The following is a 24,667-nucleotide window of genomic DNA, read 5'->3' on the forward strand; positions in this document are numbered from 1 at the left end:
CCGATCGTCGATTTCAGGCGTCTGTACTCGGGCCGGTCTCGAACGCCCCCGCCTCCAGCACCCGGGCCAATTCCCGGTCTCCCTTGCCGTGCGCCGCGCGGGCCATAGCGGCGCCGTAGGCTGCGAGAACGCGGTCCTCTCGCCAGGTTTGCTCGAAAGCGCGGCGGGCGGCTTGCGCCTGCTCTTCGCGCCGCACCGGTTGGTGCTGCAGGTCGCGCATCGCCGCGATCAGATCATCCTGCGTTTCGAACAGGGCACCACCGCCCGCCCGTTCCACGATCTCGGGGAAAGGTCCCAACCGGCGGGCGATCACCGGAGTTCCCAGTCGAAAGCTTTCGATCAGGATGATGCCGAATGTCTCGTAACAGACGGATGGCACGATCAGTCCGATCGCGCCGCGGTAATAGGCGTTGAGTTCGTCAAGGGATTTGCGGCCCAGAAACCTGATGCGATCATTGCCTGCCGCCATTCTTTTCAGATTGTCCGCATAGTCGCCGTCGCCGAGGATCAGCAGATCCGCATCCGGATACCGGTCGAAGGCCGGGAACACGTCCTGCAATCCCTTGATCTTCTCCAGGCGCCCGACGAACAGGAAATACGGGCGTTCATGCGTGGCCGGATCAGGCAGCGCCGCCTGATCGATGTCGGGCAGGAAATAGGGCAGAACCTGCATCTCCTGACGCAAGCCGAATTCGTGGTGTTTCACGCGGCTGAATTCGCTCTTGGAGATGATCAGGTCCATCTGGTCAAGCTGCCTGTCCAGGTAACCCGTGTACCGCCAAAGCTGCGGCGGCCGGCGATGGGCCAGCACACAGCGCAGGCATTCGCGCGCGTCGCAGAGTTCCCGGTGATGACGCCAAAGCACATGGGTCGGGCAAACCAGCCAATGCTCATGCGCCTCGTAGATCTTCAGCCCGTCGCCGACCGACAGCAGCCCGGGCCCTCCGACCAGCGAGACGTTGTTGTACCAGATGATGTCGTAGCGACCCTCTGCGGCAATCTCTGCGATCTGGCGACCATGCACGACATTCTTGCCGGTCTGCTGCGTCAGCAGGTTCGAAAACATGCCGAACCGACTCCGCAATCCGACGACCCGCACTCCGTCGTCGGCAGCGGCCGCCGGTTCGGCGCCGCCGAGAGACAGAAACGCATCCTCGTCATGCACCACCGTCACGTCATGGCCACGGGCTACCAGCGCGCGCGCCATGCGTTGCACGCCGACCGCGTCGCCGCCAAAGGAATACGGCGGGTAGAAGGTGGAAAACATCAGGATACGCAGTGTTCGCATTCAGATCGCACCGGATTGCCTTGGATCGCAAGCATGAGACACGATCGCGTCGGCAATCAAAAGACCCAAGCCGCGCAATCAGAGTGTTCGCACCCGGTGTTGCTGGCGTGCTGCATTCGCTGTGCGGTGGTACGTCGGGGTCATGGGAGCGTAGGCAAATCGGGTGCGCATGCTATGATCCGGAAAAATCTTGGTATTTAGATCCGAAATCCTCCGCAGATGCAGACAGACGCCGCCCAGAAACCTCTCAATATCATCGAAATGGGCACCCAGTTCGGCATGGGCGGAATATCCAAACACATCCTCGGCCTGACCGAGTGGCTGCGTGCGCACGATCACCGTGTCACCTTGGCGGGCACCGCCGACATCTGGGCCGGTCCCGACCAGGAGGCCGAGTTTCTGGAACTGCCGACGCGCTATGTCGCGGCGGACGGCGGCTCGGTCGCCAATCGGATGCGCCACGCGGCGATTGCGGCCTGGCGTCTGCGGCGTTGGCTGGCGGCCAACCCGGCGGACCTGATCCATTGCCACGAATCTGCGCCGGCGCTGGTGGCCAACCTGGCCCGGGTCGGGCGGCGTGTCCCGGTCGTCGTAACCTATCACGGTTCGGAACCCGATCGGATCGCCGCCTTTGGCGGCATCGCCGCAAAATGCGATCTGGTCATCACCCCAAGCCACCGATCCGCCGAAGATCTTGCATCGATCGGAAAGGTGCCGCGGGAAAAATTGAGGGTGATCGGCTTGGGAGTCGCGCAGCCGCCCAACGACAGCGCGGATGAGATCGCCGGTCTGCGGGCCGAACTTCTGGGAGATGGCGAGCGACTGATCGTCACCCTCGCCCGCTTGCAGCCACAAAAGGGGATCGACATCCTGATCGACTGCGTCGCCCGGATGAAGAATAGCCATCCCGGCTACCGTTTCGTGGTTGCCGGCGACGGGCCGGATGAAGCGATGCTGCACGCCCGTGCGCAAGAAAAGGGGCTCGGCAAGCACCTGCGCTTCATCGGTCGCACCGACGCGCCGATCCGGCTGTTGAGGGCGGCGGACCTGTTTCTTCTCACCTCTCGATGGGAGGCGCTGCCCTTCACCATCGCCGAAGCGTTCCAAGCCGGGACGCCCGCGGTGGCGGCGGCCTGCTCCGGGGTGGTCGAACTGATCGACGGCCGCGTCGGGGCCGTCGTACCCATCGGCGATGTCGACGCGATTTGCGCAGCTGTAGCGGAAATCCTGTCGGACGAGCCGCGCCGCCGGAACATGGCAGAGAACGCTTTGGAACGCAGCCGCGAAGACCGGTTCAACCCCGACTGGGTGCATCGACAATTTGAAAAGACGTATTACGAGCTTGCGCGCGCGCAGATCCGCGCCTAGGGCCGCTTGGTGATGTAGCCCCAGACTTCGCCCAGCGTCCAGGCCGTTGTCAGCAGCATGACATAGGGCAGCGCCTTGAGGTAGCGCACGCCGCGCCCCTTGCTGGCCTGCAACCTGTAATGGCGGACCCACAGCAAAGGCGGGATCAAAGGACCGGCCAGGATCAACCCGAGCCGTTTCAGGTTGCTTTCGTTGCGCACCCGGATCTCACCGAACAGCCGTCCCCAATCGAACCGCTCGGGCAGCAATTCGCCGAATGTGGCCTTGGGCCGGTGGTGGTGAACGACGACCTCGTTCGACAGCCACAGGTCCTCGCCCTGTTCGATCAAGTGCCAATGCACGATGGGTTCATGGTAGCGGTCCTTCCAAAGGTGGCGCGTCTCTTCCAGCGCCTTGCGGCTGTAAGTCAGGTTCACGTCGGACACCCAGTCAGCGGGCCCGGAGTCGAAGGGGCGTCCGTACCGGCCAAAATCCGTTACGTAGAAGGCCCAATTGAGCGTGCTCACCGGTTCCATGCACTCGATCGCACCACCGATCACGTTCTTGCCGGTTTCGGCGTGGAGCCGCACGATGGTGCGCGCCCAATCGGCCTGAGGCAGGCCCCTGTCTTCTAGAATACCGATAATGTCGCCCTTGGCTGCGGCCAACCCGGCCGAGCGGCGACGGTCGTAAAGCTCGTGCTTGCCTGCTTCCGAGGTAATCGGGCGGATCGGCTCGATCACACCGAGATCGAGAAACCGCACCTCGGGATAGTCACTGGCATAGTCCGCCACACTTGCGACACTGGCGTCATAGGGAATGATCACGTCCAGCGGCGGTGGATCGTCGAAGCTGCGCACGGCTTCGAGAAAGTCGCGAACATAGGTTCCGCCCTGAACGATGGTCAGAACGATCGAAAGGGTCGGATCGCTGCTCATCGCGCCGTCATCTCCCCTAGTGGTTCCAGAAAGACCGGCTGACCGCTGCGCGAGCTTTCAGGGACGGCTGCGGCGATTTCAACTGCGCGAAGACCTGCATGCCCATCAGCGCAGCGTAATCCGGTTTCGCCCCGGGCCATACGGATAAAGTCGGACAGTTCCTCGCCAAACGACTGAATAGCGGTCGTTTTCCACGACTTCAGTTTCTCGCGCAGCATGATCTCGGGGTAGTACTTCCGCACTCGCCGTGCCGTGCCGCCCGGTTTGTCCATTGTGATGACGAGGTTCTGCATCGGCGCATAGGCCCCGCGCACCATGCCGTGTGAACCATAGACCTCGATGGCGCTCTGATACCCCTTCCAGTCGATCCAACTGGCCTGGTAAACGGCCGGAATGCCATCAGTGTTTCGGAATACCGCCACTGCGTTGTCTTCGGACCCGGGCACGTTCCAGACCTTGTTGCCCGTCACCCCATAGACGCTGGTGATGTCCCCAAGGATGAACCGCACCATGTCGGTCATGTGAATGCCCACGTCCCAAAGCGCGCCGCCGCCGGAAAATTCGGCCTGATACTCCCAGTCATGTGTGAAATTTCCAAGCCCGCCATGACCGCCATAGACCCGGACATGATCGATCTCACCGATTTCGCCAGACATGACGATATCCTTCACATGAGCGAAGGACGGGTAGTATCGCATGTTGAACCCGCACCCCAGGACCTTTCCGGCATTCCGGGCTGCCTCGACGATCCGCCTCGCGCCCTCAACCGTCGGCGCCAACGGCTTTTCGGTCAGGACGTGGAGGCCCTCTTTGAATGCACGGATGCAGAATGTTTCACGCACATGGGCCGGGGTCGAAATCACCACGGCGTCCATCGTCGTTGAGAAGAACCGGTCGAGGTCGGTATAGGCCGGCGCACCATCGGCTACGGCCACGGCGCGGTGCAATTCAAGATCGAGAACCGCCGCCAGATCGGCATCGGCAGACTCGAGAATGTTCTGAACCCGCATCTGGCCGATTTTTCCGGCCGCCCCGATCACCCCGATCTTCATGCAACGCCTCTTCACCAAACAGGGGCGTTCGCAGACACGATGCGCCCGGCACCTCAATAAAAAAATCACATGCAAGCGGAGTAGCATAGCCACCACCCCTGCGCTAGGTTTCTGAAATCCAAAGCTATACCGGGATCATCCGATTGGGAAAGGGCCAGGGACTGTGAACATTTCCGGATCGGAGCACCTCGGCGGCAAGACCGTCTTCGTGACCGGGGCAACCGGGTTCATCGGCAGGCGGTTGGTTCCGGCCCTGCTGAACAGCGGCGCTAAGGTCACCGTGCTGCTGCGCAGTCGTCACGGGGCCCGGGCACTTGAGGCATCGGGCGTGCATGTTGTGACCGGCGCGATGAATGACCGGACAGCCATCGAAACCGCGCTGCATGGTCAAAGCGTGCTGATTCACCTCGCCTACGACATGCGGGCGCCGGCGGCCCGAAACCTTGACGCCTTCGAGGCGCTCAAAAGCGCCGCCGAAGCTGCTGGCGTGGGACGGATCGTTCATGTCAGTTCCATCGTGGTCTACGACGGCTGGCCACAGGAAAACCTGACGGAACAGAGCGCGACCACGAACCCGGGCGGCACGCCTTACCGGCAAGCCAAGTTGGCGATGGAACAGGCTCTCATACAGGGGAAATGCCCGGTTGCGATCCTTCAACCCACGCTGGTTTACGGCCCCGGCAGCATGCTGTGGACCGATCGCTTGACTGACTGGTTGGCGGGCGGGACCGTGGTGCTGCCCGAGCCGGAGGGGATCTGCAACGGCGTGTTCGTAGATGACCTGGTGCAAGCCTTGCTGCGTGCTTCCGTGATCGATGACCTGGGCAGGGAGCGATTCATCATTTCCGGACCGGAACCGTTCGCCTGGTCGGGTCTGATTGGCGGCTATGCCGAAATCATCGGCCGGGGAGCGATCCGTCACGTACCGGTCCGACGACTTCGCGACAGCTTGCCGCCGGAGGACACCGGCGAAATACCAGATACGCCGCCCTTGGCTGCCCGGGTCAGCGCCACCGCGCGGGCATGGATCGGCCGCGAGCGGTTCGAGTCGTTGGTGCGTCGGTTGAAACGCCACCTGCCATCGGACGCCGAGGTCTATCCCGACCGCTACATGCTGGACCTGTACTCGGCCACCGGGCGCTGTCGGATCGATCACGCCCGAACGCGGCTGGGCTATGCGCCGGCTCACGATCTGAAGGCCGGATTGGCCGCAACCCGCGCCTATCTGGAATCCCGCTATGGGAAATAGCGGTTTCATGGCTATCGTGGAGACAGAATTTCAGGGATTGAGGTAGTTGACCCATATCGCCATTGACGCCAGCCCTTGGGAAAACGAGCGCGGTTTTGGCCGCTTCACCCGCAATCTCGTCGCTGCCCTGGCCGCCCGCGACGCGGGATTTCGCTATTCGCTTCTCTTCGACCAGGCGCCGACGCGACCCGTGCCCGATGGAGTCGACACAATCATCGCCGGGTCTGGGACGTCGATGTCCGAGGCCTCGTCCGGAACGAAATCCCGCGGCGGCGCCGATCTTTTCACGATGGCAAAAGCTGCCCGCCGCATCGATTGCGACCTGTTCTTCTACCCTGCCGTCTATTCCTATTTCCCGTTGCTGGCCCGCCGCCCCGCAGTCGTCTGTTTTCACGACACGATCCCCGAGCGGTTTCCGGACCTCATCTTTCCCACAAGGCGGAACTTGCTGCTGTGGCAGGCGAAATGCAGACTGGCCAAGATGCAGGCGACACGCGTGATGACAATTTCCGAAGCGTCGGCAGAGGATCTCACGCGCATCCTGCATGTTCCTCGCGACAGGATCGACATCATCACCGAAGGCTCCGAAGCGGTCTTTCGCCCAATTGCCGACCCGGCGCTGCTCGCCCGAACCAGGCAAGCCTACGGCATCCCGCCCGAAGCGCCGTTGCTGGTCTATCTGGGCGGGTTCAACCGGCACAAGAATGTGCTGAAGCTGATCGAGGCCATGCCGCAGATCCTGGCGCAGGTGCCGCAGGTTCGGCTTGCCATCGTCGGGCGCTCGACCGGCGCCCGGTTCTGGGACAATGTCGAAGACCTCAAGGCCAGCGCCGCAGCGGACGCGGCCCGGTCCAACAGCATCGTGTTTACCGGCGAGATTGAGGATCCGGCCCTGGCCGCCTTGCTGTGCGCAGCCGACGCGCTGGTGTTTCCCTCGCTTTGGGAAGGCTTCGGGCTTCCTGCGCTCGAGGCAATGTCCTGCGGCACGCCCGTTCTGTCCTCCGACCGCGGCAGCCTGCCCGAGGTGGTGGGCGACGGCGGTCTCTATTTCGACCCGCTGTCGAGCGAGGCTTTGGCGACGCAGGTCATCCGCCTGCTGACCGAACCCGGACTCAAAGAAGATCTGTCAAAAAAGGCCCTGGCGCGTGCCGCAACCTTCGGCTGGGACAAGGGCGCGGAACTTGCCGAAGGATCGTTCCGCCGCGCCCTCGGTACGGGACGTTAATTTTTCACTACTTGCGACGAATCTTCCGAAAACTGGAACAGTCATCGACCTGCGGTCGCATTGAGTCTAACTCGGAAACACTGGGTTGCGCTCCGATACGCGGTCGACAATCTAGTTGGAATCACGCCCGTTCCGACATATCCGTAAAACAGGACCGAAAAATTGCCTCTGTTGTGCCGAAATTTGATTTCAAAAAGACTTCTCGACTTCAGGACGCCCAATGAACATTGAAGCCTCACACCATCAGTCCCTGAGACAGCTCATCGCCACGCGAAAGGCGCGCGTCGCCGTAGTCGGGCTGGGCTATGTCGGGCTGCCCCTGGCGCTGACGGCTCATGACGAGGGGTTCGACACGACCGGGATCGATCTCGACCCCGAGAGGGTCAACAAGGTCAATCAGGGCGACCAGGTCATTTCCTATCTCGCGCCCGGGCGCATCGCGCGGGCGGTGGACAGCGGGCGGTTCCGCGCGACGCAGGACAGCGCCGCCTTGGCAGAGGCCGATATCGTGCTGATCTGTGTGCCGACGCCGCTCACCGAGGCGCAAGAGCCGGACATGCGCTATGTCACGGCCGCCGCCGAGACCATCGCCCGGCATTTGCGCCCCGGCCAGCTTGTGGTTCTGGAAAGCAGCGTCTGGCCCGGCGCGACCAGCACGCTCGTCCGCCCGATACTCGAAACGGGCGCCCTGCGTGCCGGGGCTGACTTCTTCCTCGGTTTTTCTCCCGAACGCGAAGATCCGGGAAACGACAAATTCGACACGCACACCATTCCGAAGGTGGTAGGCGCCGACGATCCGCTGTCGTTGCAACTGGTCGAGGACTTCTACCGCGCCATCGTCACACAAGCGGTGCCGGTCAGTTCAGCCGCCACCGCCGAGGCGGTGAAGCTGGTCGAGAACAGCTTTCGTACCGTAAACATCGCTCTGGTCAACGAGTTGAAAACGGCGCTGGAGGCGATGGACGTGGATGTCTGGGAAGTGATCCAAGCCGCATCGACAAAGCCCTTCGGTTTCATGCCGTTCTACCCCGGCCCGGGAATCGGCGGCGCCTGCATCCCCGTGTCACCGGCCTACCTGTCCTGGCGCGCAATCGAAGCGGGGTCGGCCACCCCGATCATCGACTTGGCGCGGACAAGCAACGATGCCGTACCTGCGGCGCTTGCCGCGCGCATCGCCACCGAACTGATTGCGCGAAACGGTTCCTCGGCGCCGGCGGAAAGTCAGCCGCTGGCCGGGTACAAGATTCTCTTGATGGGCATCGCCTACAAGCGCGATGTCGAGGATACCCGCCGAAGCCCGGCGCTGGTGCTGCTGGGCGAACTGGAAAGACTGGGCGCCGAGGTGGACTATCACGACCCCTATTTCCCCCGCCTGCCCGAAGGCGGCGAATTCCCCACGCTCGCTGGTCGGCAATCTGTGGCGCTTACCGCGGAAAGCCTCGGACGCTACGAGGCGGTCGCCATCATCACCGATCACAGCGCACCGGACTACGACCTGATCGCCCGCGAGGCAGCGCTGATCTTCGACACGCGCAACGTCTTCGAAAAAGCCGGAATCAAGGTGACGGGCGGTCGGCTGGTGAAGGTCTGAGGGCTCGGCCGGCGCGACCTGATGGAAGCGGCTGGATCCACAGCCATTTCGTCCCTGATACGACTAGGATACCACCGTCCATCCCTTGCGCGGCGGACCCGCCCGGCATTTCCCCGACCGGAGTTGAGTTTGCCTGCCAAACCCCCTATCTCGGTGCCGGTACGGCACAAAGGATATTTTCGTGGCAAATCACCTGTACAAGAACGACCTGCCCGACGGGTTGGACCTGGGCCCGGTCGTGGCCATCGACTGCGAAACCATGGGGCTGAACCCGCATCGCGACCGGTTGTGCGTGGTCCAGATGTCCGGCGGCGATGGTGACAGTCACATCGTTCAAATCGAAAAGGGTCAGACCCGCGCGCCGAACCTGTGCGCCATGCTTGAAAACCCGGAAGTGCTGAAACTGTTCCATTTCGGCCGTTTCGATATCGCGGCGCTTTATCATGCCTTCGGCGCCCTGGCCTCGCCTGTCTACTGCACCAAGATCGCAAGTCGCCTGGTGCGCACCTATACCGACCGCCACGGGTTGAAGAACCTGTGTCAGGAGCTGATCGGGATCGACATCTCGAAACAGCAGCAGATGAGCGACTGGGGGTCCGAAACGCTGACCGAAGCGCAACTGGACTATGCCGCGTCGGACGTGCTGTATCTTCACCGACTGCGCGAGGAACTGGAAATGCGGCTGGCCCGCGAAGGGCGGACGGACATGGCGCAGGCCTGCTTCGACTTCCTGCCCATGCGCGCCCGGCTTGACCTCGACGGCTGGCCCGAAACGGACATCTTTGCACACTCATGACCGACACCGAATCTTTCCTCAGAACCGCGCGACAGGTCGTCACCGACGAGGCCAAGGCGCTGGAAGTCCTCGCCGGCAGCCTTGACGAGCATTTTGCCGAGGCCGTCCGGCTGATCCTCGACGCCAAGGGCCGCATCATCGTGAGCGGTATCGGAAAATCCGGCCATATCGGCCACAAGATCGCGGCGACGCTGGCCAGCACCGGCACGCCCGCCTATTTCGTGCATCCGGCCGAAGCGAGCCATGGCGATCTCGGGATGCTGTCCGAAGGCGATGTGGTACTGGCCATCTCAAACTCAGGCGAAGCGCCGGAACTGGCGAATCTGCTGGCCTTCACCCGCCGCTTCGGAATTCCGCTGATCGGCCTGTCCAGCAAGCCGGAAAGCACGCTGATGAAACAGGCCGACGTGCATCTGCTGATCCCGTCTCTGGGCGAGGCATGCGGCTTTGGCATGGTGCCGTCGATCTCGACCACCCTGACGCTGGCGATGGGCGATGCGCTGGCGATCGCGCTGATGAAATACCGCGACTTCCGGCCCGAGAATTTCCGCGATTTCCATCCCGGCGGCAAGCTGGGCGCTCGGCTGAGCAAGGTCGGCGATCTGATGCATTCGGGAGCGGCGCTGCCGCTGGTTGCAATGGATACGCCGATGAGCGACGCCCTGATCGAAATCAGCCAAAAGGGCTTTGGCGTGGCAGGCGTTGCCGATGCGGATGGCAACCTGGTGGGCATCATCACCGACGGCGACTTGCGGCGCCACATGGACGGGCTGCTGGACAACACCGCGGCACAGGTGATGACCCGGAACCCGACCACGATCGCGCCCGACGCCATGGCCGAGGAAGCGGTGGCGATCATGAACCGGCGCAAGATCACCTCGCTTTTTGTGGTGGACGCGCAGGGCCCATCACGTGCGCAGGGACTCTTGCACATCCACGACTGCCTGCGCGTCGGCCTGGGTTGAGAGGGGGTTGGCGTGGACAGCTATTCCCGCATGGTGCAGTTCCTCAAGGTGCTGTTGCCGCTGGCGGCCATCGCCTTGCTGTCCACGGTGTTCCTGCTGTCGCGCAAGATCGACACCGACGTTTCAGGTCCGTTTTCACCCGGAGACATGGACGAGCGCCTGAGCGGACAACTCGTCACCCGCCCCGTCTATTCCGGCACCACCCGGAAGGGTGAGGAAATTCAGGTCTCGGCCACTCTGGCGCGTCCCGGCGGTGCGCAAAGCCCGTCGCAGGCCGCCGACCTCAGGGGACGGATCCGGTTCCTGAACGGCCGCGAAATGACGTTGGATTCGGACCAGGGGTCGCTCCGCCCGGACCGGGGAACCGTGACCTTCACCGGCAACGTGGTCATCACCACCGCGGACGGGATCCGCGTGACGACGGATACCCTGAACACGGCGCTGGACGAAATAAGCGGAGATGCGCCGGGAACCGTCACCGGCACCGGTCCGATCGGCGATTTTACCGCCGGCCGGATGCAATTCGGCACCGAAACCGAGGATGGTCCGGTGCATATTCTTTTTACAGATGGCGTGAAGCTGATATATGACCCTCAGAAGCCGGAAAGATAACCTGTGATCGATTTTCGTGTAGTCACGTTTTGCATTGCCTTGGCGTTCGGGACTCCTGCCGCTTTGGCGCAGGAGACCAACCTGACCTTTGGCGAAGGCGCGTCCGATCCCTCTCTGCCGGTCGAAGTGACCTCCGAGACGCTGGACGTGAATCAGGCGGACGGGTCCGCCGAGTTCAAGGGCAACGTCATCGTGGTTCAGGGCGAGATGCGGCTTTCGGCGCGGCGCGTGCTTGTCATCTACAACGAGGAAAAGTCGGCCATCGAGCGCATGGAGGCCACCGGCGATGTCGTGCTGGCCAGCGGGCCGGATGCCGCCGAAGCCGATCGCGCGGATTACACCATCGACAGCGGGGTCATCGTGCTGACCGGCAACGCCCTGCTGATGCAGGGACCGAATACGCTTGCCTCGGACAAGGTGACCGTAAACCTCGAGACGGGTACGGCGCAGATGGTCGGCCGTGTGAAAACGATCCTGCAGACGGGTGGCAACTGATGCGCCGCCCGAATTTGACTGTCACCGAAGGATCCTCGGGTCTGAAGATCGAGAAACTGCGCAAGTCCTACCGCAAGAAGACCGTGATCCGGGACGTGTCGATGTCGCTCGACCGTTCCGAGGTCGTGGCTCTGCTTGGGCCGAACGGCTCGGGCAAAACGACCACCTTCTACGCGGTGGCCGGGCTGGTCTTTCCCGAAGCCGGAACCGTCACCATCGACGGCCAGAACGCCACCACCCTTCCGATGTACCGCCGCGCCCGCATGGGAATCGGCTATCTGCCGCAGGAAATGTCGATCTTTCGCGGCCTCAGCGTCGAGGACAACATCGCCGCTGTTCTCGACATCACCGTGAAGCACGCGCACAAGCGCAAGGAGCGGCTGGAAGAGCTGCTGTCGGATTTCTCCATCGAGCATCTGCGGCGCGCTCCGGCGCTGGCGCTGTCCGGCGGCGAACGGCGACGGGTCGAAATCGCGCGGTGCCTTGCCGCCGACCCGAAATATCTGTTGCTGGACGAGCCGTTCGCCGGCGTCGATCCGATCAGCGTCGGCGACATCCGGCATCTGGTCGCGGATCTTAAGAAGCGCGGCATCGGTGTCCTGATCACCGATCACAACGTCCGCGAAACGCTCGAGATCGTGGACCGCGCCTATATCCTGCATGACGGCCAGGTCCTGATGTCCGGCACGCCCGGCGAGGTGGTCGAGAATGAAAATGTCCGCCGCGTCTACCTGGGTGAAAACTTCCGGATTTCCTGATTTTCATCGTCTCTTCGCCCGATGTTCGGCGAAAACTCGTGAATACGCATCTGTTTTGATTGACTCCGCCTGCGTCTCTTGCCTCAATTGCATCATGGCATTTCTTCGGCTCCAGTCTGGATCTCGATGCCCCTTCGAAGAAGGGTTCAAAGACGGACAACCGGGTGATATGTCGTTCCCCACCACCCGATAACAACAGGCATGCCGCGCCTCGCGGCGTCAAAACGGGTGCGAATTGTGAAGGAGATCACATGCGTTACCAAATCAGCGGAAAACAGATCGACATCGGCACTGCTCTGCAAACCCACGTGCAGACCGAGCTGGGCGAGGTCGTGGGCAAATACGCCCAGAGGCCGACCGACGCCAACGTCGTCTTTTCCCGTTCGGCGCATGAATACGTGTGCGAAGCTACCGTGCACCTGTCCACCGGGCTGACCGCCCAGGCCAAGGCGCATGCCAACGAGATCTACGCGGCCTTCGAAGCCTGCTGCGAAAAGATGGACAAGCAACTGCGCCGCTACAAGCGCCGTCTCAAGGACCATCACCGCGAGCGGGCTGAACCGGTTGAACTCTTCGGAGCAGCGTCCTATATCCTCGCGTCGGACGAATCGAGCGCGGCTGACGAGCCGGACTCGTTACAACCGATCATCGTCGCCGAGATGGAAACCAGAATTCCGTCGCTGAGCGTGGGTGAAGCGGTGATGCAAATGGAGCTTGCCGGCGCCCCGGTGCTGGTGTTCCGCAACGAAACCAAGAATGGATTGAATGTCGTGTACCGCAGAGATGACGGAAACATCGGCTGGATCGATCCATAAACAGGCAAGACAAACGAAATGTGCCTCCGCAAGGCGGGGGCACAATCAGGAGCGGTATCATGGAGCTTTCGAGCATCCTCAAGCCCGAGGCTGTGCGCGTTTTGGCATCGGCCTCGAGCAAGAAGCGACTATTCCAGGAAATCGGTGATGTGGCCGCCAGTGTTCTGCATCTGGACCCGCAGAACATCGTCGAAGCCCTGCTGGAGCGCGAAAGCCTCGGCCCGACCGGTGTCGGCCACGGCGTCGCCCTGCCGCATACCCGCCTGCCCGAACTCGAGTCGGTGGAGGGTGTTTTCGTCCTGCTGGAAAAACCGCTCGATTTCGGCGCCGTCGACCGGCAGCCGGTCGATCTGGCCTTTGCCCTGTTCGCGCCCGAAGAGGCCGGCGTCGAACACCTCAAGGCGCTGGCGTTGGTATCCCGCACCCTGCGCGACACCACCGTTTGCAACAAGCTGCGCGCCAATCCCGATCCGGTCAAACTCTACGCCATACTGACGGAACCGCATTCGGTGCAGGCGGCCTGAATTTTCAGGACCGGGAACGAAAAAGGGCCCCTCGCGGGGCCCGTTTTTTTGGGGGTTTGAAGGCTTTCCTCAAAGGGAATAGCCGCCGGCCCCCATTTCCAGCGTCCACCACAGCTTGCCGCTGCCTTCCTGATGCCAGGAGAAACCCATGTCCGTCGCCTTGGGGTCCATGATGACCGCGCGCGACCCCTGCTCGTCCATCCAGGCGGCCAGGGTTTCCAACTCGGTCTCGTAGGTTTCCGAGATCGCCTCGCCGACAAAGGTTCCCGCATACCCCGCGCGCGCCGCCCGGTCGAGCGGCGACGAGCCGTCCGACCCGAAGTGCCACGGACGGTTCTGCCGCGCCATGTCCTTGGCATGGGTTGCCGCCGCTGCATTCAGCTGGGAATTGAGCTGCACCGGTTGCAGGCCCGAAGCCTGACGAAGCGCGTTGACCGAATCAAGCATCCGGTACTGGATCTTCTCCGGATTGCCGCGAATCTTGTAGACTTGGGGCAAAGGCCTGCCGTCCGCGGCCAACCTCTGCGTGTTGGGCGAGGTACATGCCGCAAGAGCGACAAAGCAAATCAGCAGAAGGGAAATAATGCGCGCCATGATCAACCTGGTTATTGTGTCGCACACGGAAATAGCGCGCCGGGCCCCGAGGAGCAAATGCCCAATGGGCGCAACCTGCGCATTTTTGCCGGTTTGATTTGCGACTGAGGCATTCCGGCAATAAAATGCCGGGAATTTCTCGGTTTGAACACGATAGAGGACCGCGACCATGGTCAAGAAACCCATTCAGTCTGCAACCCGCCGCGGATTTCTGTTCGGCGCCACCGCCACGCTCGCCACGCCCGCGATCGCGCAATACATCCCCGGCGATCCACTTCGCCCGGCGCCGGAACTGGAACCGGCCGTCCGGCGCAATGTCTCGGGCTTCCGCGCGCAAAGCTGGAAGGCGTACTTCTCCAACACCCGAAACGGCGCGATTCTCGTCGATACTGTTTCCCGCGCGCTGCACTACTGGTCGGACGATCAGACGATCTACCGGCTGTACCCGTCTTCGGTGCCGCTGACCGAGGAAATGACCCGCCGCGGCAGAACCAGCGTCATCCGCAAGGTCGAAGGGCCAAGCTGGGCGCCTACGCCGTCGATGAAAAGACGAAACCCCGAGTGGCCCGACTATATCCCGCCGGGGCCCGACAACCCCCTTGGAACCCATGCGCTGTACCTGAGTTGGCAGTACTACCGGATCCACGGCACGCATGACACGCGCAAGATCGGACGCCGGTCCTCGAACGGCTGCATCGGCCTTTACAACGAGCATATCGCCGAACTTTTCTCGATGGCCAAGGTCGGTACGCAAGTGTTGCTAATTTGACGACATTTCCAAACCCGAAGCCGCCGGACGCACAAGTATCAATTGCATTCGCCGCGGATAGCTGATTAGAAAACGTCACGAGGTAAGTCTTGGGTGCGCATTCCAAACATTGGGAATCGCGCAAATTCTGGAGGTTAAAATGAAAAAACTCGTTCTCGCCGCAGCTCTGACCGCCGCTGCTTCGACCGCATATGCTGGCAACCTGGAAGAGCCGGTTGTTGAAGCACCTGTCGTCGTCGAAGAAACGCAGGGCACGTCGGCCGGCATCTGGCTGCCCCTGATCCTGCTGGTTCTGGTTGGCGCAGCTGTTGCAGCAAGCTAAGACGACGCAAGTCATCGAAGAAAAGGCGGTGGAGAAATCCACCGCCTTTTTTTGTGCCCGGACGAAGGGCGGCCTCACTCCAGCCAGCCCTGCAAATTCTCCTCGATCACCTGGCCCAGCGCGGCGATATGCGCATCGTCATCGTTCAGGCATGGAACATAGGTAAAGGTCTCGCCGCCGGCTTCCTCGAAGCTTTCGCGGATCTCCTCGTTGATCTCTTCCAGCGTTTCGATGCAGTCGGCGGAAAAGGCCGGGGCGACAACGGCGATGTTCTTTTTGCCCTGCCGCGCCAGTTCGGCCACGTGATCGACGGTATAGGGCTTGAGCCACTCCTCGGGCCCGAATCGCGACTGGAAGGTCGAAACGATCTGGCTGTCCTCCCACCCAAGCCGTTCCTTCAGCAGCCGCGTGGTCTTGACGCATTGGCAGTGATACGGGTCGCCCTGCTGAAGGTAGCGTTCCGGCATGCCGTGGTACGAACAGACTAGAATATCCGGCTTGATGGCAAGATCCGAATAGGCGCGTTCGACCGACTGCGCCAGCGCGTCGATATAGGTGGGGTGATCGAAATAGGCCGGAACCGTGCGGCTCGCCGGCTGCCAGGCTTCCTCCATCAGCGCCCGAAAGAACTGGTCATTCGCGGTGGCCGTGGTCGCGCCCGCGTATTGCGGATAGAGCGGAAAGAACAGGATGCGGTCACAGCCTGCCGCCACCATGTCCCGCACCTTGGACCGGGTCGACGGATTGCCGTAGCGCATGCAGAAATCCACCAGCACCCGGTCGCCGTAACGCGCCTCCATCGCCGCGCGAATTCTTGCGGTCTGGTCCTTGGTGATGATCATCAGTGGGCTCTCGTCCCTGTCGTGATCCCAAATCGACTTGTAGGCCGCGCCCGAACTGAACGGGCGCTTGGTCAGGATGATCGCCTGCAGGATCGGCTGCCACTTCCACGCCGGATAGTCGATCACCCTTTTGTCCGAGAGAAACTCGTTCAGGTAGCGCCGCATCGGCCAGTAGGAATAGTCGTCCGGCGTGCCGAGATTGGCCAGCAGGATGCCGACCCGGCCCATCTTCACCTTGGGGTGATCGGCGGGCGCGTGGGCGGGTCGGGTGGCGTCAAACATATCTGGCTTCCTGAATTTTCTGCTTCCGGCCTGAGATATAGGGAAATCAGGCCTCGTCAATCGGACAGTTTGTTCTCGGTCGTGCCCAGTGCCTTGGCCAGCGGCGTGTTTGCCGAACCGGGACGCAGGGGTTTGGGCTGGCTTTCGTGCGGTGCCCAGCCGGTCAGGCAGATGAGGTCAAACGTGGCGCGCAACCGGCCTTCGGATCCGATGAAATGCTCGGCATAGAGTGCGCCGGCCCGTTCGAACACCGCGCGCCGCGTGGGATGTTTCAGGCGGGCCGCCAGCGCGTTGCTTTCGCCCATTGCCCGAAGATCCCGCATCAGGTGCCATATGTCGCGGTATTCCGCCGTCAGCGCCACGTTGTCGGCAACCGGCAGCGCCAGTCCCGCGCGCTGCAGCAGCGCGCCGAGATCGCGAAGTTCGCCCATCGGCGCGATGCGGGGGCTCAGGCCGCCTGTCACCTCGACCTCAGCCTGGCCCAGTACGGCGCGCAATTCGTGCAGGGTTTCACCGCCAAGGCATATGGCAACCAGCAGCCCATCCGCTTTCAGCGCGCGGTGGCATTGGATCAGCTGTCCGACGGGATCGTCGGCCCAGTGCAGCGCCATGGCGTGGATCACCAGATCATGCGACCCGGGCTGCACCTGCAAAACGTCGTCATCGGCAACGATCGCTGCGCCCGGCAGAACACCATCCCAAATCTGCGGAAACGGCGTGATGATGGCGGGTGCCGTAAACGCTCTCTTAACCATCGCCAGACGATCCTGCACCTCGTCTACCGCCGCGCGCTGCAGGAACAGCGCCTCGTCGCGGGCGCGGGCGCGGCGGGCAGCGACGGCGGCACGGTCGAACAGCGGGGGCGTTTTGGATGCTGGCATCTTCATGAGGCGCAGTTAACCCATGTGGAACCGGATTCAAACCGCTGTCGAACTGATCTACCCGCCGCGCTGCCTGGGCTGCGGCGATCTGGTCACCTCGGATTTCGGCCTCTGCGGGCCATGCTGGCGTGAAACGCCGTTCATCGGCGGCACCATTTGCGAATGCTGCGGAACACCACTGCCGGGCGAAACGGACGGCCACAGGATCGAATGCGACGATTGCATGCAGGACCCGCGCCCGTGGGGCGACGGACGGGCGGCGCTTCTGTATCAGGGCCGCGCCCGGCGCATGATTCTGGCCCTGAAACATGGCGACAGGCCGGAATTGGCGCGCCCCGCCGCGCTTTGGATGGCGCGGGCCGGCCGGGAAATCCTGCGGAACGTCGACCTGATCGCGCCGGTGCCGCTGCATTGGTCGCGGCTGGCAAAACGCCGATACAACCAGTCGGCCCTTCTGGCATGGCACCTCGGTCGCGAAACCGGGCTGCCGGTCTGTCCCGATCTGCTGATCCGCACCCGGCGCACGCCGGTACTGGACGGCAAGACCGCCAATGAGCGCGCCGAAACCCTGGCGCAGGCCATCGCGCCGCATCCAAGGCGCCGTCATCGGTTGGCTGGGCAGACCGTGCTACTGGTCGATGACGTGATGACCTCTGGCGCGACGCTCGAAACCTGCGCCCGCGCCTGTCTTGATGCAGGCGCAGAACAGATTTGCGTGCTGGTACTGGCGCGCGTTGCCAAGGATGCCTAATTCCCCCTAGATTGCGCCAAACCGCCAGGGGACGGATATGAAAACGGTCGAAATCTACACCTCGCCGCTTTGCGGCTTTTGCCATGCCGCCAAACGGCTGCTGACCCAGAAAGGCATCGCCTTCACGGAAATCGACATACGGGCCGATCCGAACCGCAAACCGGAAATGATTCAGCGTGCAAACGGTCGCCATACCGTGCCGCAGATTTTCATCGGCGAAACCCATGTGGGCGGCTGCGACGACCTGTTCGACCTGGACCGATCCGGCAGGCTCGACCCGCTGCTGGCCGCATGATGCAGACCGCCCTGCTGCAGATCACCTCGTCGGACGACCCGGCCGCGAACCTGGAAATGGTGCGGACGATGATCGCCGAAGCGGCCTCGCAGGGCGCCAAATTCATCCTGACGCCCGAGGTCACCAATTGCGTCTCAACCAGCGCGACGCGCCAGCGCCAAGTGCTGCAGCACGAAGAAGACGACATCACGCTGGCGGGCCTGCGCGAACAGGCCGCGAACCTGGGCGTTTGGCTGCTGATTGGCTCGCTTGCGATCAAGACCCACGACGCGGATGGCCGCTTCGCCAACCGCTCGTTCATGATCGATCCCCAAGGCCGCATCGTGGCGCGCTACGACAAGATTCACATGTTCGACGTGCAGGTGACCGAAACCGAGACCTTCCACGAGTCCTCCAACTACCGCCCGGGTTCGCGCGCGGTGATTGCCGAGACCGATTTCGGCAAGGTGGGCATGACCGTCTGCTACGACCTGCGTTTCCCGCATCTCTACGCCGCGCTTGCGCAGGCCGGAGCGCGGATCCTGACCATCCCATCCGCCTTTTCTCCGGTCACCGGCGCGGCGCATTGGGAGCCGCTGCTGCGCGCCCGCGCCATCGAAACCGGGTGCTGGGTGATTGCGCCCTGTCAGACCGGCACACACCCGACGACGCGGGGAAGGGTGCGTGAAACCTACGGTCACGGGCTGGTCGTGTCGCCCTGGGGTGAGGTGCTGATCGACGCAGGCACCAAGCCCGGCATTCACTTTTTCGATTTGGATGATACTTCTGTTTCAAAGGCGCGCGGCCGCGTGCCCTCTCTGTCTCATGTCCGTCCCTTTGACGGCCCCTGATCCTGATTCGGAAGATGCCGGACGATACCAATGCCCTTGCGGTCGCGCTGTTCAGCGAGATCCTGACCGCCGATCAACTGTTGCGGAACCGGCTGAGCCGGGTACTGCCCAAGGGCATGGAAATCTCGCATTTCTCGGTGCTGAACCATCTTGTATTCGTCGGCGGCGAGCGCAGCCCGGCGCAACTGGCCAGCACCTTTCACGTCACCCGCGGCGCCATGACCAACACCCTGGCCAAGCTGGAATGGGCCGGATACATCCACATCCGCCCCGACTGGGACGATGCCCGCCGAAAGATGGTCGCGATCAGCCCGGCAGGCCGGCAGGCCCGCGACCAGGCGATCTCGTCGATCGCACCGCTGATAAACCGGGTGGTCGGTGAACTGGGGGCCGAGCGCGTCCGCACGACTCTGCCCGTCCTGCGCGACCTGCGGATCAGGCTCGAGGAAGAATAGGCGCTGACGTTCAGCCCGGCTTCACGCTGGCCGTAACGTAGTTCACGCTGAGGTCGCGGTCGGAAATCGCCCAACTCCAGGAGATCGGGTTGAAGACGAACCCCTTCCGGTCCACCGGTTCCAGCCCTGCCTCGCGCAACAGGTCGAAAAGCTCGTCCGGGGTGATGAACTTGGACCATTCATGCGTGCCGCGCGGCAGCCAGCGCATCACCACCTCGGCCCCGAATATGGCCATCGCATAGGATTTCGGATTGCGGTTGATGGTCGAACAGATCTGCAAGCCGCCGGGCCGCAGAAGCTGCCGCGTCGCCGTCAGGTAGCTCAGTGGATCGGCGACGTGTTCGACCACTTCCATGTTCAGCACCACGTCGAACTGCTCGCCCGCCGCGGCCAGCGCCTCGGCGGTGGTGTGGCGGTAATCGATCTCGAGCCCCGACTGTTCGGCATGAATACGCGCAACCGGCAGGTTGCGCTCGGCGGCATCCGCCCCAACGACCTCGGCCCCCAGCCGCGCCATCGGCTCGCTCAGCAGCCCGCCACCGCAGCCGATATCCAGCAGCCGCAACCCGGCAAAGGGTTTTGCGGCCTGCAGGTCGCGGTCGAATTCACCGGCGATCTGCTGCGTGATGTAGTCCAGGCGGCAGGGATTGAGCATGTGCAGCGGCTTGAATTTGCCGTGCGGATCCCACCATTCGGCGGCCATCGCTTCGAATTTCGCGATCTCGGACGGGTCCACCGTGTTTGGAGGCGCTTGCATTCCTGTCTCCGTATGCTCTTTTACGCTTTAGGACTATATAGGCCCATAATGGACAAGTACCCGGACCAAAAGCGCGCAGTTCAGTTTCTCTATCCGCCGACCGATCCTTACGATCAGCGGATGGTGGATGTCGGCGACGGCCACCGTATCTACGTGGAACAATGCGGCAATCCCGCTGGCATACCCGTGGTGATCCTGCATGGCGGTCCGGGCGGCGGCTGCAGCCCGGCGATGCGGCGCTATTTCGATCCGCTGATCTACCGGGTGATTCTCTTCGATCAGCGCGGCTGCGGCCGGTCGCGCCCGCACGCCTCGGTCGAAAACAACACGACCTGGCATCTTGTCGCCGACATCGAACGCATCCGCCGCCTGCTGCAGATCGAGGAATGGATCGCTTTCGGCGGCAGTTGGGGCGCGACGCTGGCGCTGCTTTATGCGCAGACCCATCCCGATCGCGTTCTGCGCCTGGTTCTGCGCGGCGTGTTCCTGATGACGCAGGCCGAGCTGGATTGGTTCTACGGCGGCGGCGCGGGAAAATTCTGGCCGGAACAATGGGCGAAATTCCTGTCGCTCCTGCCGGAGAACGAACAGTGCGACGCGATCCGGGCCTATCACAAACGGCTGTTCTCGGGCGACTACGCGACCGAGATCCTGTATGGCCGCGCCTGGTCGAACTGGGAAAACGCCTTGGCTTCGATCCACAGCAGCGGTCCGACAGGGGAAAGCCCGGGGGATTACGCCCGCGCCTTCGCCCGGCTTGAGAACCACTATTTCCTGAATGGCGGATTCCTGGAATATGACGGCCAGATCCTGGCGCAGATGGACCAGATCGCGCATATTCCTGGCCACATCGTCCAGGGCCGCTATGACATGATCTGCCCGCCCAGCTCGGCCTGGAAGCTGAGCGAAGCCTGGCCCGAAGCGGAACTGCGGATGGTGCGCAACGCCGGCCACGCGCTGTCGGAACCGGGCATCAGCGCCGAACTTGTGCGCATCATGGACCGGGTTGCGGAGGGTGTGGCATGACCCGGATCGATCGCCGCGCATTGTTTGCCTCGGGCGCCGCCGCCGCGCTGCTGGCGGCGACCGGGGTTTCACTGGCCGGCACGCCAAAGCCCGGCGGAACGCTGCGGCTGGCCGTACCCCGCGACGACAGCCTGGAACAGGTGGCCCGCGGAGCGGTCTTTGACTCCCTGACCGAGATTGCCCCCGACGGCACGCTGCGGGGCGAACTGGCCAGCGGCTGGCAGACCGATGCCGCGGCGCGCGTCTGGACCTTCGATCTGCGCGACGACGTCCTGTTTCACGACGGCGCGCCGCTGCGGCCCGAGGATGTGACCGCGATACTGGCCGAAGTTGGCCGGTCCGAGGCGCTGGCGCCCAACCGGGTGCGGTTGGAATTGGCCGAATCGAATCCGGGTCTGCCTTTCCTGCTTGCCGACACCCGGTTCGTCATCACCCGCGGGGGTCAGGACGTGTCCCCATTGCACGAGGCCAACGGAACGGGTTGCTACCGGGTCGAGCGGGCGCAGGATGGCCGGCATTTCCTGGGGCGCAGGATCGCCGGCCACTACAAGGACGGCAAGGCGGGATGGGCCGACGCCGTGGAGATCATCGTGATCCCCGACGCCCGCATCCGCGCCGAGGCGCTGCGCGACGGATATGTCGACGTCGCCGCCCTGCCCCTGCCCGACGATCTGCGCGCGCGCCGGGGTTTCCGCTATCACCCGTCCGAGATGGACATGACCCTCGCCGTCGCGCCGTCGGTCGGCATGCCCCGGCAGATCGCGGCCCGCGGCGTCCTGGACGACGGCCGCGTCGCCGAGCGGTGGTGGATGCTCTGAAATTCCGCCATGACCGGCAAAAATAGGTGCGCCTCGGCAAAAGGCAGGGGTTGCAGATTCGGTTTCCCGCGCGTATATGGCCTTTCAACAGCGGCGCGTCGGGCCTAGGGCTCGGGGCTCCACCGGAATGATCGACGGGCCGCGCGCCCGTTTTTTTGTGCTTGGACAACATGACCAACGACCTGATAGCAAAGGCTGCCATCGACCGGCGACTGGCCGAGATCATCACCCCAGTGATCGAGGATCTGGGGTTCGAACTGGTCCGCATTCGCCTGATGAGCGGCAAGCACACCACCTTGCAGATCATGGCCGACAAGCCCGACGGCGGGATCGAGGTCGATGATTGCGCCGAGATCTCGAACGCGGTCAGCGCCACGCTGGATGTCGAGGACCCGATCCTGGACGCCTATACGCTCGAAGTGTCGAGCCCCGGCATCGACCGGCCCCTGACCCGGCTCAAGGACTTCGAGATGTTCGAAGGCTACGAGGCCAAGCTGGAGACCTCGGAACTGATCGACGGGCGCCGCCGCTTCAAGGGCGAGCTGGCCGGGGTCGAAGGCGACGAAGTTCTGGTTAACATTCCGCAAGGGAATGAGACGATCACCATCGGTCTGAAATTCGACTGGCTGAGCGACGCCAAGCTGGTCCTGACCGATGATCTGATCAAGGAAATGCTGCGTCAGCGCAAGGCCGCGGGCGCCCTGAACGAAGACCAATTCGACGAGATCGTGACCGAAGGGTCCGAAGAGGAGACGAACTGATGGCAATCACCTCTGCAAACCAGCTGGAGCTGTTGCAAACCGCCGAGGCCGTGGCCCGGGAAAAGATGATCGACCCCGGTCTGGTGGTCGCGGCGATGGAGGAATCCCTCGCCCGCGCCGCCAAGAGCCGCTACGGCGCCGAGATGGACATTCGCGTGTCGATCGACCGCAAGACCGGCAAGGCGACCTTCACCCGCGTGCGCACCGTGGTCGAGGATGAAGAGCTCGAGAACTACCAGGCCGAGATGACCGTCGAACAGGCCCGGCAGTACATGGAAAACCCGCAGGTGGGCGACACCTATGTCGAGGAAGTGCCGCCGGTGGAAATGGGCCGCATCGCCGCCCAGTCGGCCAAGCAGGTGATCCTGCAGAAGGTGCGCGAGGCCGAACGGGATCGCCAATACGAGGAATTCAAGGACCGCGCCGGTACCATCATCAACGGCGTCGTCAAGCGCGAGGAATACGGCAACGTCATCGTCGATGTGGGCGCCGGCGAAGCGATCCTGCGCCGCAACGAAAAGATCGGCCGCGAAAGCTATCGCCCCAACGACCGCATCCGCTGCTACATCAAGGACGTGCGCCGCGAGCCGCGCGGGCCGCAGATCTTCCTGTCGCGCACCGCACCGGAATTCATGGCGGAACTGTTCAAGATGGAAGTTCCGGAAATCTACGACGGTATCATCGAGGTCAAGGCGGTGGCCCGCGACCCCGGTTCGCGCGCCAAGATCGCAGTGATCTCGTATGACAATTCCATCGACCCCGTCGGCGCCTGCGTCGGCATGCGCGGCAGCCGCGTGCAGGCCGTCGTGAACGAGCTGCAGGGCGAAAAGATCGACATCATCCCGTGGAACGAGGATCAGCCGACCTTCCTGGTGAACGCGCTGCAGCCGGCCGAGGTTTCCAAGGTGGTTCTGGACGAGGAAGCCGGCAAGATCGAAGTGGTGGTCCCGGAAGAACAGCTGTCGCTCGCCATCGGCCGCCGCGGTCAGAACGTGCGCCTGGCCAGCCAGCTGACCGGGCTGGACATCGACATCATGACCGAAGCCGAGGAATCGGCCCGCCGCCAGAAAGAGTTCGAGGCCCGCACCCAGCTGTTCATGGACAGCCTGGACCTGGACGAGTTCTTCGCCCAGCTTCTGGTTTCGGAAGGCTTCACCAACCTTGAAGAAGTCGCCTATGTCGAGCTTGACGAGCTTCTGGTGATCGACGGCGTCGATGAGGACACCGCCAACGAATTGCAGGCCCGCGCCCGCGACCACCTGGAAGCGCAGGCCAAGGCGGCGCTCGACAACGCCCGCGCACTGGGCGCCGAGGACAGCCTCATTGAATTCGAGGGCCTGACACCCCAGATGGTGGAAGCACTCGCCAAGGACGACGTGAAGACGCTTGAGGATTTCGCCACCTGCGCCGACTGGGAACTGGCCGGCGGCTGGACCACGGTCGATGGCCAGCGGGTCAAGGATGACGGCATTCTCGAACCTTTCGACGTGTCGCTCGAAGAAGCGCAGGATCTGGTGATGACCGCGCGGGTCATGTTGGGCTGGGTGGACCCGGCCGAATTGGAAGCGGCCGCGGAAGAGGTCGAAGACGAGGTCAGCGAAGAGGAGGCCGGGGCCTGATCCCGGGCCC

28 protein-coding genes are annotated in these 24,667 nt (G+C 63.0%); 21 read left to right on the top strand and 7 right to left on the bottom strand.

Going from position 1 to position 24,667, the window contains the following annotated elements:
- Positions 1-13: 13 nt before the first annotated feature.
- A complete protein-coding gene (locus FGK63_RS13100; RefSeq protein ID WP_138842928.1) occupies positions 14-1,288 on the bottom strand; it encodes a glycosyltransferase family 4 protein in 1,275 nt (424 codons plus the stop codon).
- Between the two features lie 219 nt (positions 1,289-1,507).
- Between FGK63_RS13100 and FGK63_RS13105 the strand changes: the two genes are divergently transcribed.
- A complete protein-coding gene (locus FGK63_RS13105; protein ID WP_138842930.1) occupies positions 1,508-2,656 on the top strand; it encodes a glycosyltransferase family 4 protein in 1,149 nt (382 codons plus the stop codon).
- Here FGK63_RS13105 and FGK63_RS13110 read toward each other — a convergent pair.
- Both FGK63_RS13110 and FGK63_RS13115 read right to left on the bottom strand, forming a co-directional pair.
- The gene (locus tag FGK63_RS13110) at positions 2,653-3,573 is read right to left on the bottom strand and encodes a glycosyltransferase family 2 protein (protein ID WP_138842932.1); all 921 of its coding nucleotides are present in this window, start codon (positions 3,571-3,573) and stop codon (positions 2,653-2,655) included. The genes FGK63_RS13105 and FGK63_RS13110 overlap by 4 nt on opposite strands.
- Positions 3,570-4,625 (bottom strand): Gfo/Idh/MocA family protein, encoded by a 1,056-nt coding sequence (locus FGK63_RS13115; RefSeq protein ID WP_171052648.1) that lies wholly within the window; start codon positions 4,623-4,625, stop codon positions 3,570-3,572. The genes FGK63_RS13110 and FGK63_RS13115 overlap by 4 nt, the downstream gene beginning before the upstream one ends.
- A gap of 163 nt (positions 4,626-4,788) precedes the next feature.
- Here FGK63_RS13115 and FGK63_RS13120 point away from each other — a divergent pair, with 163 nt between their 5' ends.
- From FGK63_RS13120 to FGK63_RS13165, 10 genes are all read left to right on the top strand, one after another.
- Entirely contained in the window at positions 4,789-5,874 is a 1,086-nt protein-coding gene (locus tag FGK63_RS13120; RefSeq protein ID WP_171052649.1) for an NAD-dependent epimerase/dehydratase family protein, read from the top strand.
- Between the two features lie 46 nt (positions 5,875-5,920).
- The gene (locus FGK63_RS13125; RefSeq protein ID WP_138842937.1) at positions 5,921-7,099 is read left to right on the top strand and encodes a glycosyltransferase family 4 protein; all 1,179 of its coding nucleotides are present in this window, start codon (positions 5,921-5,923) and stop codon (positions 7,097-7,099) included.
- Between the two features lie 220 nt (positions 7,100-7,319).
- A complete protein-coding gene (locus FGK63_RS13130; protein WP_138842939.1) occupies positions 7,320-8,690 on the top strand; it encodes a nucleotide sugar dehydrogenase in 1,371 nt (456 codons plus the stop codon).
- Positions 8,691-8,871: 181 nt separating this feature from the next.
- Positions 8,872-9,486 (top strand): ribonuclease D, encoded by a 615-nt coding sequence (locus tag FGK63_RS13135; RefSeq protein WP_138842941.1) that lies wholly within the window; start codon positions 8,872-8,874, stop codon positions 9,484-9,486.
- A complete protein-coding gene (locus FGK63_RS13140) occupies positions 9,483-10,451 on the top strand; it encodes a KpsF/GutQ family sugar-phosphate isomerase (protein WP_138842943.1) in 969 nt (322 codons plus the stop codon). The genes FGK63_RS13135 and FGK63_RS13140 overlap by 4 nt, the downstream gene beginning before the upstream one ends.
- Before the next feature lie 12 nt (positions 10,452-10,463).
- Complete coding sequence (gene lptC, locus FGK63_RS13145; protein ID WP_138842945.1) at positions 10,464-11,063, top strand: LPS export ABC transporter periplasmic protein LptC; 600 nt, start codon at positions 10,464-10,466, stop codon at positions 11,061-11,063.
- 39 nt (positions 11,064-11,102) lie between these two features.
- Positions 11,103-11,558: a lipopolysaccharide transport periplasmic protein LptA gene (lptA, locus tag FGK63_RS13150; protein WP_246044026.1), complete on the top strand. Its 456-nt coding sequence runs from the start codon at positions 11,103-11,105 to the stop codon at positions 11,556-11,558.
- Positions 11,558-12,316: an LPS export ABC transporter ATP-binding protein gene (lptB, locus tag FGK63_RS13155; protein WP_138842949.1), complete on the top strand. Its 759-nt coding sequence runs from the start codon at positions 11,558-11,560 to the stop codon at positions 12,314-12,316. Before lptA ends, lptB begins: the two co-directional genes overlap by 1 nt.
- A gap of 251 nt (positions 12,317-12,567) precedes the next feature.
- Complete coding sequence (gene hpf / locus FGK63_RS13160; RefSeq protein WP_138842951.1) at positions 12,568-13,131, top strand: ribosome hibernation-promoting factor, HPF/YfiA family; 564 nt, start codon at positions 12,568-12,570, stop codon at positions 13,129-13,131.
- A gap of 59 nt (positions 13,132-13,190) precedes the next feature.
- Complete coding sequence (locus FGK63_RS13165) at positions 13,191-13,655, top strand: PTS sugar transporter subunit IIA (RefSeq protein WP_138842953.1); 465 nt, start codon at positions 13,191-13,193, stop codon at positions 13,653-13,655.
- 69 nt (positions 13,656-13,724) lie between these two features.
- Here FGK63_RS13165 and dalA read toward each other — a convergent pair whose 3' ends face one another.
- Positions 13,725-14,249: a divisome-associated lipoprotein DalA gene (dalA, locus tag FGK63_RS13170; RefSeq protein ID WP_138843361.1), complete on the bottom strand. Its 525-nt coding sequence runs from the start codon at positions 14,247-14,249 to the stop codon at positions 13,725-13,727.
- Positions 14,250-14,418: 169 nt separating this feature from the next.
- Here dalA and FGK63_RS13175 point away from each other — a divergent pair, with 169 nt between their 5' ends.
- Together FGK63_RS13175 and FGK63_RS13180 are read left to right on the top strand one after the other, a co-directional pair.
- Complete coding sequence (locus FGK63_RS13175) at positions 14,419-15,018, top strand: L,D-transpeptidase (protein ID WP_138842955.1); 600 nt, start codon at positions 14,419-14,421, stop codon at positions 15,016-15,018.
- Positions 15,019-15,157: 139 nt separating this feature from the next.
- Positions 15,158-15,340 carry a hypothetical protein gene (locus tag FGK63_RS13180; protein WP_138842957.1) on the top strand — a complete coding sequence of 61 codons (183 nt, stop codon included), beginning with the start codon at positions 15,158-15,160 and terminating at the stop codon, positions 15,338-15,340.
- 74 nt (positions 15,341-15,414) lie between these two features.
- On the opposite strand, the gene hemH is transcribed toward FGK63_RS13180, so the two are convergent.
- Together hemH and FGK63_RS13190 are read right to left on the bottom strand one after the other, a co-directional pair.
- Positions 15,415-16,464 (bottom strand): ferrochelatase, encoded by a 1,050-nt coding sequence (gene hemH / locus FGK63_RS13185; protein ID WP_138842959.1) that lies wholly within the window; start codon positions 16,462-16,464, stop codon positions 15,415-15,417.
- A 56-nt stretch (positions 16,465-16,520) separates the two neighbouring features.
- Positions 16,521-17,351 carry a methyltransferase domain-containing protein gene (locus tag FGK63_RS13190; RefSeq protein WP_138842961.1) on the bottom strand — a complete coding sequence of 277 codons (831 nt, stop codon included), beginning with the start codon at positions 17,349-17,351 and terminating at the stop codon, positions 16,521-16,523.
- 16 nt (positions 17,352-17,367) lie between these two features.
- On the opposite strand from FGK63_RS13190, the gene FGK63_RS13195 reads away from it, so the two are divergent.
- The 4 genes from FGK63_RS13195 to FGK63_RS13210 are packed head-to-tail and all read left to right on the top strand — an operon-like array spanning position 17,368 to position 19,676.
- On the top strand, positions 17,368-18,096 hold the full coding sequence (locus FGK63_RS13195; protein ID WP_138842963.1) for a ComF family protein: 729 nt from the start codon (positions 17,368-17,370) through the stop codon (positions 18,094-18,096).
- A 37-nt stretch (positions 18,097-18,133) separates the two neighbouring features.
- The gene (gene grxC, locus FGK63_RS13200; RefSeq protein WP_138842965.1) at positions 18,134-18,391 is read left to right on the top strand and encodes a glutaredoxin 3; all 258 of its coding nucleotides are present in this window, start codon (positions 18,134-18,136) and stop codon (positions 18,389-18,391) included.
- Positions 18,391-19,221, top strand: a complete 831-nt coding sequence (locus FGK63_RS13205) for a carbon-nitrogen hydrolase family protein (protein WP_138843363.1) — start codon at positions 18,391-18,393, stop codon at positions 19,219-19,221. Before grxC ends, FGK63_RS13205 begins: the two co-directional genes overlap by 1 nt.
- Before the next feature lie 14 nt (positions 19,222-19,235).
- Positions 19,236-19,676: a MarR family winged helix-turn-helix transcriptional regulator gene (locus FGK63_RS13210; RefSeq protein WP_138842967.1), complete on the top strand. Its 441-nt coding sequence runs from the start codon at positions 19,236-19,238 to the stop codon at positions 19,674-19,676.
- A 10-nt stretch (positions 19,677-19,686) separates the two neighbouring features.
- On the opposite strand, the gene ubiG is transcribed toward FGK63_RS13210, so the two are convergent.
- Positions 19,687-20,433 carry a bifunctional 2-polyprenyl-6-hydroxyphenol methylase/3-demethylubiquinol 3-O-methyltransferase UbiG gene (ubiG, locus tag FGK63_RS13215; RefSeq protein ID WP_138842969.1) on the bottom strand — a complete coding sequence of 249 codons (747 nt, stop codon included), beginning with the start codon at positions 20,431-20,433 and terminating at the stop codon, positions 19,687-19,689.
- Between the two features lie 48 nt (positions 20,434-20,481).
- On the opposite strand from ubiG, the gene pip reads away from it, so the two are divergent.
- The 4 genes from pip to nusA all read left to right on the top strand — a co-directional run bounded on the left by pip (position 20,482) and on the right by nusA (position 24,657).
- The gene (gene pip / locus FGK63_RS13220) at positions 20,482-21,459 is read left to right on the top strand and encodes a prolyl aminopeptidase (RefSeq protein ID WP_138842971.1); all 978 of its coding nucleotides are present in this window, start codon (positions 20,482-20,484) and stop codon (positions 21,457-21,459) included.
- Positions 21,456-22,277 carry an ABC transporter substrate-binding protein gene (locus FGK63_RS13225; RefSeq protein WP_138842974.1) on the top strand — a complete coding sequence of 274 codons (822 nt, stop codon included), beginning with the start codon at positions 21,456-21,458 and terminating at the stop codon, positions 22,275-22,277. The genes pip and FGK63_RS13225 overlap by 4 nt, the downstream gene beginning before the upstream one ends.
- A gap of 170 nt (positions 22,278-22,447) precedes the next feature.
- The gene (gene rimP, locus FGK63_RS13230) at positions 22,448-23,038 is read left to right on the top strand and encodes a ribosome maturation factor RimP (protein WP_138842976.1); all 591 of its coding nucleotides are present in this window, start codon (positions 22,448-22,450) and stop codon (positions 23,036-23,038) included.
- Positions 23,038-24,657 carry a transcription termination factor NusA gene (gene nusA / locus FGK63_RS13235; RefSeq protein WP_138842978.1) on the top strand — a complete coding sequence of 540 codons (1,620 nt, stop codon included), beginning with the start codon at positions 23,038-23,040 and terminating at the stop codon, positions 24,655-24,657. The genes rimP and nusA overlap by 1 nt, the downstream gene beginning before the upstream one ends.
- Positions 24,658-24,667: the final 10 nt, after the last annotated feature.

It is taken from the genome of Ruegeria sediminis (genome assembly GCF_005938215.1).
In the GTDB taxonomy this organism is placed as follows: Bacteria; Pseudomonadota; Alphaproteobacteria; order Rhodobacterales; family Rhodobacteraceae; genus Ruegeria; species Ruegeria sediminis.